At 64.5% G+C, this 14,881-nt stretch carries 21 protein-coding genes; 9 read left to right on the forward strand and 12 right to left on the reverse strand.

Translation table 11 applies throughout. The annotated features are described in order from the left end of the window. The first annotated feature begins 188 nt into the window (after positions 1–188). From FHY55_RS17805 to FHY55_RS17825, 5 genes are all read left to right on the forward strand, one after another. Entirely contained in the window at positions 189–383 is a 195-nt protein-coding gene (locus FHY55_RS17805; protein WP_140015467.1) for a hypothetical protein, read from the forward strand. Between the two features lie 442 nt (positions 384–825). Beyond that, entirely contained in the window at positions 826–1,218 is a 393-nt protein-coding gene (gene rplS / locus FHY55_RS17810; protein ID WP_140015468.1) for a 50S ribosomal protein L19, read from the forward strand. A gap of 11 nt (positions 1,219–1,229) precedes the next feature. After that, the gene (gene rpmE, locus FHY55_RS17815) at positions 1,230–1,451 is read left to right on the forward strand and encodes a 50S ribosomal protein L31 (protein WP_140015469.1); all 222 of its coding nucleotides are present in this window, start codon (positions 1,230–1,232) and stop codon (positions 1,449–1,451) included. A 405-nt stretch (positions 1,452–1,856) separates the two neighbouring features. Further along, positions 1,857–3,248, forward strand: a complete 1,392-nt coding sequence (locus tag FHY55_RS17820) for a sensor histidine kinase (protein WP_140015470.1) — start codon at positions 1,857–1,859, stop codon at positions 3,246–3,248. A 55-nt stretch (positions 3,249–3,303) separates the two neighbouring features. Further along, positions 3,304–3,762, forward strand: coding sequence for a hypothetical protein (locus FHY55_RS17825; RefSeq protein ID WP_140015471.1), 459 nt, complete (start codon positions 3,304–3,306; stop codon positions 3,760–3,762). A gap of 16 nt (positions 3,763–3,778) precedes the next feature. Here FHY55_RS17825 and ybgC read toward each other — a convergent pair whose 3' ends face one another. The 5 genes from ybgC to ruvC are packed head-to-tail and all read right to left on the reverse strand — an operon-like array spanning position 3,779 to position 7,017. Then, positions 3,779–4,159 carry a tol-pal system-associated acyl-CoA thioesterase gene (gene ybgC / locus FHY55_RS17830; RefSeq protein WP_140015472.1) on the reverse strand — a complete coding sequence of 127 codons (381 nt, stop codon included), beginning with the start codon at positions 4,157–4,159 and terminating at the stop codon, positions 3,779–3,781. Continuing rightward, complete coding sequence (locus FHY55_RS17835) at positions 4,156–4,773, reverse strand: hypothetical protein (protein WP_140015473.1); 618 nt, start codon at positions 4,771–4,773, stop codon at positions 4,156–4,158. The genes ybgC and FHY55_RS17835 overlap by 4 nt, the downstream gene beginning before the upstream one ends. A 45-nt stretch (positions 4,774–4,818) precedes the next feature. Beyond that, positions 4,819–5,841: a Holliday junction branch migration DNA helicase RuvB gene (gene ruvB / locus FHY55_RS17840; RefSeq protein WP_140015474.1), complete on the reverse strand. Its 1,023-nt coding sequence runs from the start codon at positions 5,839–5,841 to the stop codon at positions 4,819–4,821. Position 5,842: 1 nt separating this feature from the next. Then, positions 5,843–6,511, reverse strand: coding sequence for a Holliday junction branch migration protein RuvA (gene ruvA, locus FHY55_RS17845; RefSeq protein WP_140015475.1), 669 nt, complete (start codon positions 6,509–6,511; stop codon positions 5,843–5,845). After that, entirely contained in the window at positions 6,508–7,017 is a 510-nt protein-coding gene (gene ruvC, locus FHY55_RS17850) for a crossover junction endodeoxyribonuclease RuvC (protein WP_140015476.1), read from the reverse strand. The genes ruvA and ruvC overlap by 4 nt, the downstream gene beginning before the upstream one ends. A 334-nt stretch (positions 7,018–7,351) precedes the next feature. On the opposite strand from ruvC, the gene FHY55_RS17855 reads away from it, so the two are divergent. Beyond that, positions 7,352–7,549, forward strand: coding sequence for a DUF1127 domain-containing protein (locus tag FHY55_RS17855; RefSeq protein WP_140015477.1), 198 nt, complete (start codon positions 7,352–7,354; stop codon positions 7,547–7,549). 72 nt (positions 7,550–7,621) lie between these two features. On the opposite strand, the gene FHY55_RS17860 is transcribed toward FHY55_RS17855, so the two are convergent. Further along, positions 7,622–8,314, reverse strand: coding sequence for an adenylate kinase (locus tag FHY55_RS17860; RefSeq protein WP_140015478.1), 693 nt, complete (start codon positions 8,312–8,314; stop codon positions 7,622–7,624). Between the two features lie 163 nt (positions 8,315–8,477). Further along, the gene (mscL, locus tag FHY55_RS17865) at positions 8,478–8,909 is read right to left on the reverse strand and encodes a large conductance mechanosensitive channel protein MscL (RefSeq protein WP_140015479.1); all 432 of its coding nucleotides are present in this window, start codon (positions 8,907–8,909) and stop codon (positions 8,478–8,480) included. 150 nt (positions 8,910–9,059) lie between these two features. Between mscL and FHY55_RS17870 the strand changes: the two genes are divergently transcribed. Further along, positions 9,060–9,761 (forward strand): glutathione S-transferase family protein, encoded by a 702-nt coding sequence (locus tag FHY55_RS17870; RefSeq protein ID WP_140015480.1) that lies wholly within the window; start codon positions 9,060–9,062, stop codon positions 9,759–9,761. An 86-nt stretch (positions 9,762–9,847) separates the two neighbouring features. On the opposite strand, the gene FHY55_RS17875 is transcribed toward FHY55_RS17870, so the two are convergent. The 5 genes from FHY55_RS17875 to FHY55_RS17895 all read right to left on the reverse strand — a co-directional run bounded on the left by FHY55_RS17875 (position 9,848) and on the right by FHY55_RS17895 (position 13,917). Further along, the gene (locus FHY55_RS17875) at positions 9,848–10,336 is read right to left on the reverse strand and encodes a hypothetical protein (RefSeq protein WP_140015481.1); all 489 of its coding nucleotides are present in this window, start codon (positions 10,334–10,336) and stop codon (positions 9,848–9,850) included. 83 nt (positions 10,337–10,419) lie between these two features. Beyond that, complete coding sequence (locus FHY55_RS17880) at positions 10,420–10,926, reverse strand: hypothetical protein (protein ID WP_168223054.1); 507 nt, start codon at positions 10,924–10,926, stop codon at positions 10,420–10,422. After that, positions 10,923–13,316 carry a phenylalanine--tRNA ligase subunit beta gene (gene pheT, locus FHY55_RS17885; RefSeq protein ID WP_140015483.1) on the reverse strand — a complete coding sequence of 798 codons (2,394 nt, stop codon included), beginning with the start codon at positions 13,314–13,316 and terminating at the stop codon, positions 10,923–10,925. The genes FHY55_RS17880 and pheT overlap by 4 nt, the downstream gene beginning before the upstream one ends. An 80-nt stretch (positions 13,317–13,396) precedes the next feature. Next, positions 13,397–13,630 (reverse strand): hypothetical protein, encoded by a 234-nt coding sequence (locus tag FHY55_RS17890; protein ID WP_254695362.1) that lies wholly within the window; start codon positions 13,628–13,630, stop codon positions 13,397–13,399. A 5-nt stretch (positions 13,631–13,635) separates the two neighbouring features. Then, positions 13,636–13,917 carry a YrhK family protein gene (locus tag FHY55_RS17895; protein WP_140015484.1) on the reverse strand — a complete coding sequence of 94 codons (282 nt, stop codon included), beginning with the start codon at positions 13,915–13,917 and terminating at the stop codon, positions 13,636–13,638. Between the two features lie 153 nt (positions 13,918–14,070). Here FHY55_RS17895 and FHY55_RS17900 point away from each other — a divergent pair, with 153 nt between their 5' ends. Continuing rightward, positions 14,071–14,322, forward strand: coding sequence for a hypothetical protein (locus FHY55_RS17900; RefSeq protein ID WP_140015485.1), 252 nt, complete (start codon positions 14,071–14,073; stop codon positions 14,320–14,322). A 261-nt stretch (positions 14,323–14,583) separates the two neighbouring features. Further along, positions 14,584–14,775: a hypothetical protein gene (locus FHY55_RS17905; RefSeq protein WP_140015486.1), complete on the forward strand. Its 192-nt coding sequence runs from the start codon at positions 14,584–14,586 to the stop codon at positions 14,773–14,775. The last annotated feature ends 106 nt before the right edge of the window (positions 14,776–14,881 follow it).

A 14,881-nucleotide genomic window follows, 5' to 3' on the forward strand; every position in this document is an offset into this window, starting at 1 on the left:
GCGCACTCTGGATGGCACTGCTTCGCCGGGACGCGGGCGCAGAGCAGATGGCGATCTGCGCCGGGAAGGCCGCGGCTAAACACAGCGTTTCGCCCCTACGAACCGACCGCCAAGCGTTTGCCACCCTCTTGCCCGGTTTCATCACTAGCTCCGGTCGATAACGCGCATAGAAGGCCCAGCACCGAGCCGTGAAAGAAAAGCTCTCCAACCTCCCCCTCGCCACCAAGGCGCTGCTGGCCACCCCGGCGGCGGTTTTGCTGGTGCTGCTAATCCTCACCACCCCCGCAATCGGCGTGCCGCTTGCGGTGATCCTGCTGCTGGTGTTCCGCCCCAAGCTGCTGAGCCCGCGCTGGTGGAGAGAATTCCTTCGCCAAGGGCCCTGAGCCACGGGTTTGACGCACCAGAGCGGGCGATGGAGGGCCGCCGTGGTAGTAGGCGTGCTCCTTGCAATCGGTATCTGGCTTGGCTTCACCCTCACGCAGTCCAGGCTAGCCAACGAGCTGCTCACAGTGTTCACCATCTTAGCCCTGAGCGTGAAGCCGCCCGCGCCCGTGCGGCACTGGCGCGCCTGATCGACTGGCTCACAGACGCCGACGCCCACAAACCCCTTGATCCAAAGCCCCCATCCCCCTAAACAGCGCCAGTCTGCGGGCGGAATCGCCCCCGGACCGTTCGGGTATGGGCCAAGGCTCTTCGGACGTAGACCAAGGAACAGTGGCTGAACTCTTCGGCGGGCGCAAAATGGCGGACCCGGTAGAAAACCCGAAGCTCTGAGACACGCCAAACCTCCGTGGCATACCACGGGCAACGATAGGAGTGGATCAGATGGACCTGATCGCTGAACTGGAGGCCGAACAAGTCGCCTCCCTCGGGAAAGACATTCCCGATTTCAAAGCCGGCGACACCGTGCGCGTTGGCTACAAGGTGACCGAGGGCACCCGCACCCGCGTTCAGAACTACGAAGGCGTGTGCATCTCCCGCAAGAACGGCGACGGCATTGCCGGCTCGTTCACCGTGCGCAAGATCTCTTTCGGCGAAGGCGTCGAGCGGGTGTTCCCGCTGCACGCAACCAACATCGACAGCATCACCGTGGTGCGTCGTGGTCGCGTTCGCCGCGCCAAGCTCTACTACCTCCGCACCCGCCGCGGCAAATCGGCCCGGATCGCGGAAGACACCAACTACAAGCCGCTCGCCGATAAATCCGGCGCCGAAGCTTAAGGAGCAGAGATATGAAAAAAGACCTGCATCCCGAATATCACCTCATCGACGTCAAGATGACCAATGGCGACGTTGTGCAGATGAAATCGACCTGGGGCGCCGAGGGCGACACGCTGTCGCTCGACATCGACCCCTCGGTTCACCCGGCCTGGACCGGCGGCAACACCCGCCTGATGGACACCGGTGGCCGCGTGTCGAAGTTCAAGAAGAAATACGAGGGCCTCGGCTTCTGAGCCCGCCCCCTTTGACTGCCAAGCGCCGCCCCGGGATCACCTTCCGTGGGCGGCGCTTTCATTTTCGGGCTGCTGTGCGAGCCTGATCAAGCCCCGCTTTCCCTACCATGGCAAACTTTACGCCCGGCAGGCGGCTTCCCCGGCGCAAGCCGAGCCCCGTCTAGGCTTCGGTGCGCCCATCGCAGGCTGTAACAGGGCCGCGAATTTCGAAGTTGTATTTAGGATATGTGATTGCGCATATTCTTTAGGTTATTAATTTCCAAACAAAATTTAATTGCGCTCCTCGCCTTTGGATTGAAATCTATTTTTTCTCACGCTAGCCTCAAGCTAGTTACACGAGAAAACTTTGGTCTCGCCCCCTCAGAAACTTGCTGGATTCTCTGAGCGCGGCGGCCTGTGGGAAGCATGACGGACAATAGCGATTATAGCGTACACCTTGGCGTGTTGCGCAGCGCCGAACGTGTGCGCAGTGCAGAATTTTCCGCCAGATTGCTGCTGCTGCTGATTGGCACAGCGACGGGCACCCTGCTCATGGGGCTGACCCTGCTGCCGCTTTGGCTGGGCGTCTATTATGCTGCCGTGGGTTTGGAGAAATTCGTGCTCTGGCGCTGGCCCCAGGCCACCTCCCGCAGGTTCTTTGCCGTGATGGTCGGTATCTCACTTTTGATCGCCTCCCTTTTCGCGGCACTCCCGGTTTATCTTTGGCTGCATGAAAACAACGCGTTGAAATACGGCGCAATGATCCTGCTGGTTGGGGGCGTGCTTAATGTCTTTTTGGTTCGGGCGCGGATATGGCAAATCTCTGCAGCCTATATGGCCCCCCTCGGGGGCGCATTCCTGGCAATTTCCGCATCCACCTATGAGGCCCCCGGCGGCGGCCCGTTGTTTTATACCACCCTGATTCTGTCGGCGACGATCATCTGCTATTTTCTCATCGCTGTTTACGAGGCCAATAGATCTCACCGCAGGCTGCTGGATACAGAACGGCAGTTCTTTCAGGCCCAAAAGATGGAAGCCGTGGGCACGCTGGCCGGAGGGCTGGCGCATGACTTCAACAACATGCTCAGCGTGGTTCAGGGCAACCTTGAGATGATCCGGACTGCAGAGAGTGACAGCGACCGGGAGGCCTTCTGCACAGAGGCGCTCACCGCCTGCTGGCGCGGCGCGGCCCTGACCCGGCAGTTGCTCGCCCTGAGTCGCGGGCCGATGATGGAGCCGGTGCGGCTGGACCCTGAAGATGTGCTGTTGGAGGTTGAGCGGCTGGTGCGGCGCGTGGCCCCGCCCAACATTGGCCTGAGCGTGACGGCCGAGCCTGACCTGCCGCACATCCTCGCCGATGAAACAACGCTGCAAGCCGCCCTGCTCAACCTTGCGATCAACGCCCGCGACGCCATGCCTGAGGGCGGAAGAATGCACTTTCAGGCCAGGCACCTCACGCGCGAGGATCCGCACCCGGCCTGGCTTCCCTCCGGGGCCTATGTGGCGCTTTCGGTCTGCGACAATGGCATCGGCATCCCTGAAGAGATTATCGGCAAGGTCTTCGACCCCTTCTTTTCGACCAAGGCCAAGGGCCATGGCACCGGCTTGGGGCTCTCGATGGTGGAGGGGTTTGCACATCAGGCAAACGGCCATGCCCATGCCGAATCACAAAGCGGCCACGGCAGCCGGTTCACGCTCTACCTGCCCGCCGTTTCCGCTGTGCCCCGACCCGCCGCGCCGGCACGGGGAGAGGCAAATACCGACGCGCGGCCCTGCCCCAAGGCAAGGCCCGCTCGGCCACAGCCCACCACAGGCTAGGGCACCCGCCATCGCCCCTCTTGCGCCCGGCGGCGCGCAGGCTAGGCTCGCGCCCATGCACCGCCCCCTCCTTACCCTTCTGGCCTGTCTTGCCACCGGCGCCGCTCTGGCCCAAACACCCGAGCGCCCCCTGCCGCGCGATATCTTCGCCCACCTTGCCGCCAACACATGGGCCTTTCCCGATGTCACAGGCATGCACTGCGACGAGAACCCCCACAGCATCACCTTCGATACGGCCCGCAAAACCTCGTGGTTCGACTGGCGCGGCCCGATGACAAACTACCTCGGCGAGATTGATCAGCAGGGCGTTTATGACGTGCTGGAAAGTGATGATGGCTCCATCACCATGTTTCTGCACGGCGAGCAGCGGACAACTGACGCGGGCGAGCCGGTGGTGTGGATCCTGCGGCTGATTGACGGTGGCGAGGCCTATTGCTGGGATCGCACCGATTGGTCCCCGCCCCGCTGCACCCATCTGCATATCCGCTGCCACGGCCCCGCCCCGATGAGTTGAGCCGCTGTTGGCCCTCTCAGGCCCTGCGCAGCGCCTCGGGCAGCCGCACAGGTCGCCCGCCGGTGCCCATTGCCACCAGCGTCACCTGCGCCTCAAACAGCGCCACGTCGCCCCGCAACACGCGCTGCGCCAGCACCATCCGCGCCGCCGTCTGGCTGGCCACGCGGGTTTCTACCTCAAGCGCGTCGCCCAGCCGGGCGGGGGCCAGAAAATCCGCCTCGATCCGCCGCACGGCAAACACCAGCCCGGCCTCGCGCATCGCGTTCTGATCCACCCCAAGCCCGGCAACCCAGGCTGAGCGGGCGCGCTCGATGAATTTCAGGTAGTTGGCGTGGTAAACAAAGCCCGACAGGTCGGTGTCTTCATAATAGACCTCGCAGGGAAACAGATGGCTCATCGCCCCACCCTCGCGGCCAGTCGCAGGGCGTGGCTGGGGTCATGGGCCACCGCCGGCATCACCGGATCATAGGCCGCCACGATCACCTCCGCGATCTCGGGCCGCAGCACCGCCCGCCCCTTGGCCAGCGCCAGCGGCGACGCCCCGGCAAAGGCCCCCTCTCCCCAGTCGAGCATCACCCGCGCCATCTGGTTCAGCGCCAGCGCCTCCGCCGAGAGCGCCCGGTTCGCCTCATCCATCCGCACAAAGACAAACCCCGCCCGAATGGCCCCCGCCGTCTCAAAGCGAAACGCCCGGTAAGACGAGGCCCCGGCCTTTTCCAGCCGCTCTACAAGGCCCTCCAGCCGCGGGATCATCCCGCCAAGGTCGGGCACCGCCAGCAGCTCTTCCCATTCGCGAAAGAAGAAGAAAAACAGGTTGGCCCCCTGCTCATTGTCCATCTCGGCCATCTTGTGGCCCGCCATCGCAACAACGGCTTCGCAGGCGCCTTTCACCACGCCAAGCGTTTCATCTTCGACACCGAAGACGATGGGCACGATGGGCCGCTCCCAACGGGCAAAATGATACGTCCCGTCTGTGCGGGTGAAGAGGCGGGCAATGTCGTCTGGGCTCATGGCCCGGTTGTGCCAAAGCCTGCGCGTCGCAGCAAGGCGGCGCGGTTACTCAAACAGGTCACCCGGCCCGCGCGGCGCGGCGAGGCCGAGGTGGCTCCACGCCCGCTGCGCCAGCATTCGCCCGCGCGGGGTGCGCTGGATAAGCCCCTGTTGCAGCAGGTAGGGCTCGATCACCTCCTCAATCGCGTCCCGGCTCTCGGAGAGCGCGGCAGAGAGCGTTTCCACCCCCACCGGCCCGCCCTGATAGGCCTCTGCAATGAGGCTCAGGTAGCGCCGATCGGCCCCGTCCAGCCCCAGCTTGTCCACCCCCAGCCGGGTCAGCGCGCCATCGGCAATCGCCTTGGTGATCCGCCCGTCACCCTCGACCAGCGCAAAATCCACCACCCGCCGCAGCAGCCGCCCGGCAATGCGCGGCGTGCCCCGTGAGCGGGCCGCAATCTCGCGTGCGCCGTCCTCCTCGCAGGCGATCTTCAGCATCCGCGCCCCGCGCATGGTGATGCTGTGCAGCTCGTCCACGGTGTAAAAGTTCAGCCGCGTCGGAATGCCGAAGCGGTCGCGCAGCGGCGTTTGCAGCAGCCCCAGCCGGGTCGTCGCCCCCACCAGCGTGAAGGGCTCCAGCTCGATCCGCACCGAGCGCGCCGCAGGCCCCTCGCCGATGACGAGATCGAGCGCGAAATCTTCCATCGCCGGGTAGAGCACCTCTTCCACCACCGGGTTCATCCGGTGGATCTCGTCGATGAAGAGCACATCGCGCGGCTCAAGGTTGGTGAGGATCGCCGCAAGGTCGCCCGCCCGCGCCAGCACCGGCCCGGAGGTCATCCGAAAGCCGACGCCCAACTCCTTTGCCATGATCTGCGCCAGCGTCGTCTTGCCGAGGCCGGGGGGCCCGTGAAACAGCGTGTGATCCATCGCCTGCCCACGCCGCTTGGCGCTTTCGATGAACACCTTGAGGTTTGCCCGCGCCTCCGCCTGCCCGGTGAAGTCATCAAGGCTCTCGGGCCGCAGCGCACCCGATGCGGCATCCTCTTCGCGCGGCTCGGGGCGCAGGGTTGGGTCCGGTTCTGCCATATCAGCCCTTCGGTGCCAGCAGCTTCAGCGCCGCGCGGATCAAGGCGCCGGAGTCTTCGCCCTCCACCTGCGCCACCGCCTGTGCCGCCTCACTCTGCCCGTAGCCAAGGTTGACCAGTGCCGAAAGCGCATCGGCCTGCGCCTCTGCCCTGCCGCTCGCCACGGGTGCCGAGGCGGCCGCGGGGGTGGCAATAGGCGCATCGGCCTCCACAACTTCCACCGTCTCTGGCAAGAGCGCGCCGCCTCCGAAGCTGCCCATCGCCATGACGCCGGCGGCTTTTTCCTTCAACTCGTTCACCACCCGCGCCGCCAGCTTCGGCCCCACGCCCGGTGCCGATTTCACCGCCGCCGCGTCGCCCAGCGTTATCGCCCGGCCCACGCCCTCCGGCCCCAACGTGCCGAGGATTGCGAGCGAAACCTTCGCGCCAACGCCCTGCACGGAGGTCAGCAGCCGGTGCCATTCCTTTTCAAGCAGGGTCGGAAAGCCGAAAAGTTGCAGGTTGTCTTCGCGCACCAGCAGATCGGTATAAAGCGCCACCGCCTCGCCGGGGCCGGGCAGCGCGGCCAGCGTCCGCTCGGAAACGTACACCAGATAGCCCACGCCGCGCACGTCGATCAGCACGTGATCGGAAGCCCTATAATCCAGCCGCCCGGCGATCCGCCCGATCATCCTGCCGCCCTCAGCGCAGCGGCCAGCTTGGCAGCGCCCGGGCCGGAATGGTGCGAATGGCAAATGGCAATGGCCAGCGCATCGGCGGCATCGGCACCTGCCACCTTCGCGCCCGGAAAGTAATGCGCCACCATATGGGCAATCTGCCCCTTGGCGGCATGTCCGGTGCCGACGACTGCCTTTTTGACTGTGTTGGGGGCGTATTCGCCCGGGGCCAGCCCGGCCTCGGCCAGCGCCAACAGTGCCACGCCCCGGGCCTGGCCCAGCTTCAGCGTGCCCTGCCCATCGCGGTTGACGAAGGTTTCCTCAATCGCCGCCGCCTCGGGGGCGTATTCGGTGATGATGGCGCTCAAGGCGCGGAAGAGCGATTGCAGGCGCGCGGCGAGCGGCGCGGCGGCGTCACTCTGGCAAATCCCGTTGGCGACATGAATCATGCGGCTGCCCTCGGCCTCGATCACGCCCCACCCAAGGTTGCGCAGGCCCGGATCGACCCCGATTATCCTCATGCTCGCCCTCTCACATGCCCGCATTTCGCAGCGCTTTTTAACCGATTAGCACGAAACGTGAACAATCCCAAGCGGGAATGCGGTGGGCCGCAGAGGGCAAACGGGCGGAAAACGACGCCCCAAGGGGCGGAAACGGCACTTTCTGCACCACCCTGTCACGGAAATTTCACAAGAGTTTCCAGATGGTTACGAATTACATGACCCATGCACAAATTGCATGGCGGGCATGTTTTAACTGCGCTTGTTAATTGAGCAATCCGCTTCTAATTGAGCCTCAGAATGCAGCGGTTACAAAACCGCCCCTCCCCGATCCGCGCCTATAAGGAAAACCCCGATGGCATATTTCTTTGATCCGACCGCCCGCGCCTCCGGCAGCACTCTCGCCGGTAAACTCGCCCACTTCCTCACCCGCCCCGCCGGCGTTATCGCCGACTGGAACGATCGCCGCATCACCCGCAAGGCGCTCTCCAAGCTCAGCAACCGCGAGCTGGACGACATCGGGCTGAGCCGCGCCGATATCGCAGACATCTGAACTCTCCCTGCCAGAAATGGCAAACTTGAAGGGCGGCCCCGCAAGGGTGCCGCCCCTTTTTTTGCGCTGCGGTCAGACTTGGGCCGGGGCGCGCATCCGCTCGACAAGAGCGGTCAGCGATGCCGTCACGGCGTCAATCTCGCCCATTGCATCCACCCGGTCCAACACGCCCTGCCCGGCGTAGTAGCCAATGAGCGGCGCGGTCTGGGCGTGGTAGGCCTCCAGCCGTGCGGCCACGGTCTCGGCCTTGTCATCGGCGCGGCGCTTCATCTCGGTGCCGCCGCAGGCATCACATACGCCCTCCACCGCTGTGGGTTTGAAGCTGTCATGGTAGCCCTCACCGCAGCTCCCGCAGGTAAAGCGCCCGGCAATCCGCTCGACCATGGCGGCATCGTCAACCTCCATCGAGATCGCCCCGGTCACCCGCTCTCCGCGTGCGGCCAGCATCGCATCCAGCGCCTCGGCCTGCACCGTGGTGCGCGGGAACCCATCGAGGATCACACCGCCCGCCACATCCGGCTCGGCCAGCCGGTCGGCGAGGATATCCAGCACGATCTGGTCACTCACCAGCCCGCCTGCTTCCATCACCGCCTTGGCCGCGCGGCCCGCTTCGGTGCCCGCAGCCACCGCCGCGCGCAGCAGATCGCCGGTCGAAAGCTGGACCAAGCCAAAGCGCTCCTCCAGCCGCCGCGCCTGCGTGCCCTTGCCCGCGCCGGGCGGGCCGAGAAGGATGAATACAGGCCGTGCGCCCATCTGTGCCCCCATGGTGTGTCCTCCAAAACCATCCACAACGTGACGCTTGGGTAACACGAAAGCGTGAACACCCGACTGCGGCAAAACCGCCCCATTGCATACCGTGGCACACCGAAACGGCGGGCACAAAAAAGGGCGCCCCGCAGAGCGCCCCTTTCCGTCAGATCAAACCGGATCAGGCCTTTTTCAGCGAGTCCCGGATTTCGAGCAGCACGTCCAGCTCGGAGGGGCCGCTTTCCACTTCGGGGGCCACTTCCTCGGGCTTCTCGGCCATCGCCTTCACCTTGTTGACGTAGCGCACCAGCATGAAGACCACGAAGGCGATGATCAGGAAGTTGATCACGGCCATAACGAAGCTGCCCCATGCAAACACGTTAGCCCCGGCCTCACGCGCGGCTTCCAGCGAGGTGCCCTCGGCCACATCGCCGCTCAGCACGGCGTAGTTGTTGGTAAAGTCGAGCCCGCCAGTGAAGAGGCCGATGATCGGGTTGATCAGATCGGCCACCATCGAGCTGACGATCGCGGTAAAGGCAGCACCGATAATGATACCCACCGCCATGTCCATCACATTGCCCTTGGCAATGAAGTCCTTAAATTCTCTCATCATATCCTTGGTCCCTCTCGCACGTGTTAGCGCACTGTTTAACAGCCCCACCGAGGCTGGCGGGCTTGTAAACAACATTTGCCACGATTTCAGCTTTTTTTATGCGTCGGTGACGCTACGTAGGCCAAAAGCGACAATTCAGGGACAACCCACATGACAGACCTCTCAAACTTCAACGTCACCAAACGCTGGCCGGTCGAAGACCCGTCCAAGCTGCAGCTGTTTTCCTTCCCCACACCGAATGGCCGCAAGATCGGCATCGCGCTGGAAGAGATGGGCCTGCCCTATGAGGCGCATCGAGTGACGGTGTCGGACAAGGACGTGAAGAGCCCCGAGTTTCTCAGCCTGAACCCCAACAACAAGATCCCCGCCATCATCGACCCAGACGGCCCGGGCGGCGAGCCGCTGGCGCTGTGGGAGAGCGGGGCAATCCTGATCTATCTCGCGGAGAAGACAGGCAAGTTTTATGGCGAGAGCGGCACCGGCAAGCATATCGTCAACCAGTGGCTGATGTGGCAGATGGGCGGGCTTGGCCCGATGCTGGGCCAACTCGGCTACTTCGTGAAGTTCGCCGGAAGCCAGATCGAAGACCCCCGCCCCCGCGAGCGCTTCATCGGTGAGGCCAAGCGCCTGCTCGGCGTGCTCGACGGCGCGCTTGAGGGCAAGGACTGGGTGGCGGGCGAGTATTCCATCGCCGATATGGCCATCGTTCCGTGGCTGATGGGGCTGGAGTTCTACGGCGCGGAAGAGCTGGTTGGCCTGCCTGAGCGCAAGAACGTCACCACCTATATCGAGCGCTTCAAGGCGCGCCCCGCCGTGCAGGCCGGGCTCAACGTGCCCCCGCGCGAGGGCTGAGGCGAAGAGACGCCAAAGGCGTGGATGAGCGTCCAAGGGGCTGGCTCATCCGCCCTTCAAGGCGTCTTCGCCCGGCTCAATCGCGCTTACCGGTGCATCCATATGCGGCGGAAGCTGTCGACCGATTGCATGAGGTTGCAGGCCGCCGAGAGCCGGGTCGCCGCTGGGCGCGGAAACAGCCGCACATGCCGCCGCCCTTCCACCATCAGCAGCCGGTAGCGATAGCGGGTGGCCGTGCCCTTGGCTTCGCGCGCGAGGGTGATCTTGCCAAAGCGGGTTTCACTATCGGCCACCACGCGGCATGTGCGTTTGCCGCCGGTCCGGGCACAGGTGGCCGCGGTGTTCTTGGCTGTCCAGGCGTAGGTCTTGCCATTGTGGGTCAGGTGAATGGTGTCGAGGTAGTTTTCATTGAGATATTCAAACGCCCCGGCCCCCGAGGGCAGGCTTGTCAGCTGATCAAGCGGCGCGTCGAGGTCGGCAAACATGCCTTCAACCAGCGGCAGCGAAATATCGCAGGCCGGGGCTGGCGCAGCCAGCAGGGCGGCGCAAATCGTCGCCACCGATAATCGGGCCATAATGGGCCTCCTTGAAACCAATTGGGTTTCAAACGCGCGAACAGCGGCGCGGGTTCCATCCTTTTTCGAGATTTCTTGGCTGGTCAGCCCGGCGCCGCAAGCTCTGTCCGGGCAAAGGCAAACCATCCGGCCAGCGCGGCACAGGCTGCCCCTTCGGCCGTCTCCTCGGCGCGGCCCGAAAAGGTGACTCGCCGGTCGGCCGAATCCTGCACCACCAGTGCCCCGGCATAGCCCTGCTCCGCCGGTTCGACCCAGAGCAGCGCAAAGCGGCTCTCGCTTTCGACCTTCAGGGCGCAGGGCAGGCCCTCATGGCACAGCTGGCGTGCATGTTCGGCCCGCCACGGCACCAGCCCCGCCTCGGTTTCGATCCCCTGGTTTGAAAGGCTGCCCGGCCCGGAGAGGTGCCATGTGGCGCGCACACCGGGCAGCTCGTGCACCACGCCCTCGGGCCCGGCCCCATCCAGCAGACCGCTCCGCACCACCATCTCGGGCAAGCACTCAACGCGCACGTCACGGCGCAGCAGGTGGGGCCATGCGAGCAGGTTGGCGGCAGCGACAGCCGCCACCAATCCCCAGCGCCAGCGTCTCACCCGCGCAGCGCGCCGCCGGTGGCCTTGCTGACCTTCTCCACCACCTTAGCGGCAACGCCTGCGATGTCTTCATCGGTCAGGGTCTTGCCGGTGGGCTGCATCCGCACAGTGATCGCTAGGCTCTTCTTGCCCTTACCGAGGCTGCCGCCGATGAACTGGTCAAACAGGCGCACCTCTTCGATCAGCGCCTTGTCGGCCCCGCGTGCAGCATTGATCAGGTCCATCGCGGCCACGCCCTCGTCGACGACAAAGGCAAAATCGCGCTCGACGGCCTGCAAATCGGCCATCACCACCGCCCCGCGCGAAGCGCCCTTGGCTTTCTTCGCAGGCACCGCCTGCGGCCAGATGGTGAAGCCCACCGCCGGGCCCTTCACATCCATCTCACGCAGGATACGGGGGTGGATCTCGCCAAAGACGGCCAGCACATTCTTGCCCAGCGCCATCACCGAAGAGCGACCCGGGTGCCACCAGTCGCTCGCCTCGCGGCGAAACTGCACGCGCTCAGGTGCACCGAGGGCCGCCAGAACCGCCTCGCAATCCGCCTTGGCATCGTAAACATCCACGTCGCGGCGTGCGCCAAAGCTGTCACGCGGGCCGGTTGCGCCCACCAGAAGGCCAGTGGCCAGCATGTGCTGCTCGCCCGGCTCACCGCCGTGGAAGGCCGCGCCCACCTCAAACAGCGCCATATCGGCAAAGCCGCGCGCTTGGTTGCGAGCTGCCGCCTGCAACAGCCCCGGCAGCAGCGCCGGGCGCATATGGCTCATCTCGGAGGAAATCGGGTTTTCCAGCTTGGTCGCAGCCTCGCCACCATTGAAGAGCTTGGCCGTCGCCTCATCAATGAAGCTGTAGGTCACACATTCATTGTAGCCGAGAGAGGCAATCGTGCGCCGCGCAATCCGCTCGCGCTGCTGGCTCTCTGTCAGGATCGCCTCGGGCACACCGGCAGAAACCCGCGGCATCGGCTTGCCCACCAGCCCAGTCAGCGAAGCGATGCGGGCGACTTCTTCCACAAGGTCCGCCTCGCCCTTCACATCCGGCCGCCAGCTTGGCACCTGCGCCATATCGCCATCCATCACGAAGCCCAGTGCCTCCAGCGAGGCGCGTTGCGTGGCTTCGGGAATCTCCATGCCCACAAGGCTCTCGATCCGCTGGGGGCGAAGCTTGTAGGCCCGGCTCACATCGGGCACCTGCCCGGCCTCGATCAGCTCGGAGGGCTCGCCGCCGCAAAGCTCGATGATCATCGCCGTGGCATCATCCACCGCCTGCCGGTTGTAGCCCGGATCAATCCCGCGCTCGTTGCGATAGCGCGCATCGGAGTTGATCTTCAGCGCCCGGCCCGTCAGCGCGATCTGCACAAAGTCCCAATAGGCCGCCTCAAGGATCACATCCGTGGTCTCCTCGGTGCAGCCGGACTCCTCGCCGCCCATGATCCCGCCGATGCTCTCCACGCCCTTGTCGTCCGAGAACACCATCGCGCCCTCGGGCATGGCATAGGTCTTGCCGTCCAGCGCCAGCAGCTCCTCGCCGCCCTTGGCGCGGTGGATGAGCAGATCGCCGGTCACCTTGCCACCGTCAAACACGTGCAGCGGGCGGTTGCGGTCGTGGGTGAAGTAGTTGGTGATATCGACCAGCGCCGAAATCGGCCGCAGCCCGATGGCGCGCAGCTTCTTTTGCAGCCACTCCGGCGAGGGGCCGTTCTTGACGCCCTTGATGTAGCGGCCCTGAAACACGTGGCAGCCGTCTGCCGTGTCTTCGGCAATGCGCACCTTCACCGGGCTCTCAAACTTGCCCTCGATCGTGTGGGCGGTGAGCGGCTTCAGGGTGCCCAGCCCACGTGCGGCGAGGTCACGGGCAATGCCGTGCACGCCCAGCGCATCGGGGCGGTTTGGCGTGATGGCGATCTCGATCACCGGGTCCACCGCCTCGGGGCGGTTGGCCGCGAGCCAGTCGGTGAACTTGTCGCCCACTTCGCCGCTCTCCAGCTCGATGATGCCATCGTGCTCGTCCGAAAGCTCCATCTCGCGCTCGGAGGCCATCATGCCGTGGCTCTCGATCCCCCGGATCTTGCCCACCTGAATTGTCGTGTCGATCCCCGGCACATAGGTGCCCGGTTTGGCGACCACCACGGTGATCCCCTCGCGCGCATTGGGCGCGCCGCAGATGATCTGCTTCTCACCTTCATCGGTGGCCACCTGGCACACCTTCAGCCGGTCGGCATCGGGGTGCTTCTCGGCGGCGAGCACCTTGCCGATGGTAAAGGCCTCAAGCCGGGAGGCCGGGTCTTCGACCCCCTCCACCTCAAGGCCGAGATCGGTCAGCGCTTCGAGGATATCGTCAAGGGGGGCCTCGGTTTCGAGGTGTTCCTTGAGCCAGCTCAGGGTGAATTTCATCGGGTCGTCCTTATCCGCCGTGTCGGGGGTTTGCGCGGGTCTTAGCGCAATGGCGTGGGGGGGAAAAGGGCAAGCCGGGTTCAGCGCCGCCCGCGCCAACGCCGCCAGAGGGGACGCAGATCAAGCGCGGCCACGGCAATGCCGAGCGGGATCATCCAGAACCCCAGCACCGGCAAAAACCCCAGCAGCCCGCCGCAGATCAACAGCACCCCCACAACCGCCCGCCACCCGGGCCGCACATGATGGCGCACCCAGAGCCGCAGCCGCGCCAGCCGCGCTTTCAGGTCTGTCCGGGCGTGCTGCGAGCGTGCCACCTGCCCTAACGCTCCATCCGCTCGGCCAGCGTTTCATACTTGCCCATGCGCAGCAGCTTCACCTCCCGCGCCAGCCGGATCGCGGGCTTGGCGAAAAACAGCAGCGAGCCGATGGTAAAGAGCCAGACGGCGGGCGTTTCCCACGCGGGCCAGAAAAACAGCGCCGAACCGATCAAAAAGCAGGTCGCCGCGCCGAAATCCACCAGCGTGTAGGCCAGCTCGTAAAGCGCATAAATACGGCGCGTATCATGGTTTCTCTCGCGATTCTCGTGGCGAAACAGCTTCATCGCACAGGCTCCTTTTCTCGGGTCGTCCCCCCTGTAACTTCCTTGCGCCATCGACACAAACCCGCCGCGTTTGCCCAAGTTTTGCCACAATTAAGCCCTATCAAGACCGTGAACCGGTGGGGGCCGATTCACTTGACGAATATTGGGGGTACCATGCTTTCGTCCGTTCTCGACTCCCTTGGTGGTTTTCTCCGCCCACTTGCGATTGCTGTGCTTGTGCTCATCGGGCTCGGCTTCATTTCCAACTCGCCAGATGGTGCGGGCGGCACAACATGCCGTCAGTTGACCGATAACATCGAGCTGAACCGCGCGCTCTGCCGGATGAACCCGGCCCGCCTGTGGAACACGCCGGTGGCCGATCTGATCCCCGGGCTGCGCTCCGAGGACAAGAACGCCACAAACTAGGGCGCCCCTTCGGCGCCCGCCACCGCCCTGCCCTTCGGCCGCTTTCCCTCGTTTCCGGCCGCAGGGCGGGGCGACTCTCGTTTGAGGGCGGAAACAATGCCGCCACCTGCGGCAGAATTGTTTCTGCAAAATTACCTAAAACTCGCCCAGATCTCGCCGCTTTTCCCGCGCTAACTGACGCTGCGACACCCGATAACGGGGCGCAACAAGAGACCCGTGTAAGCCGGAAAACCGGCACGCGGACAGTGCAAGGACGAGCAGATGCAAACCATTTTCAAATCCGCAGCCGGCGGAGCACGATTTCCCGTGCTTGTCGTGCTGACACTCACCGCCGCCGCCATTCTGGCCGTGCCGGTGCTTGATGCGAAGGCGGTCAGCCTTGCACGTGGAACCATCATGGATGTGATCGACCAAGATTCGATGGCCTTCGTGAAGGGTTTTCTGCCCGAGTAACATTCGGGTGGGGGCAAAAGCGTGGGCGCGGCGATGTTCCAGGGGGCTGGATATCGCCGCGCCCTCTTTCGTTTGTGTAGGGTGGGCAATCTGCCCACCATCCCGC

This window comes from Oceanicola sp. D3, from assembly GCF_006351965.1.
Taxonomy (GTDB): Bacteria; Pseudomonadota; Alphaproteobacteria; order Rhodobacterales; family Rhodobacteraceae; genus Vannielia.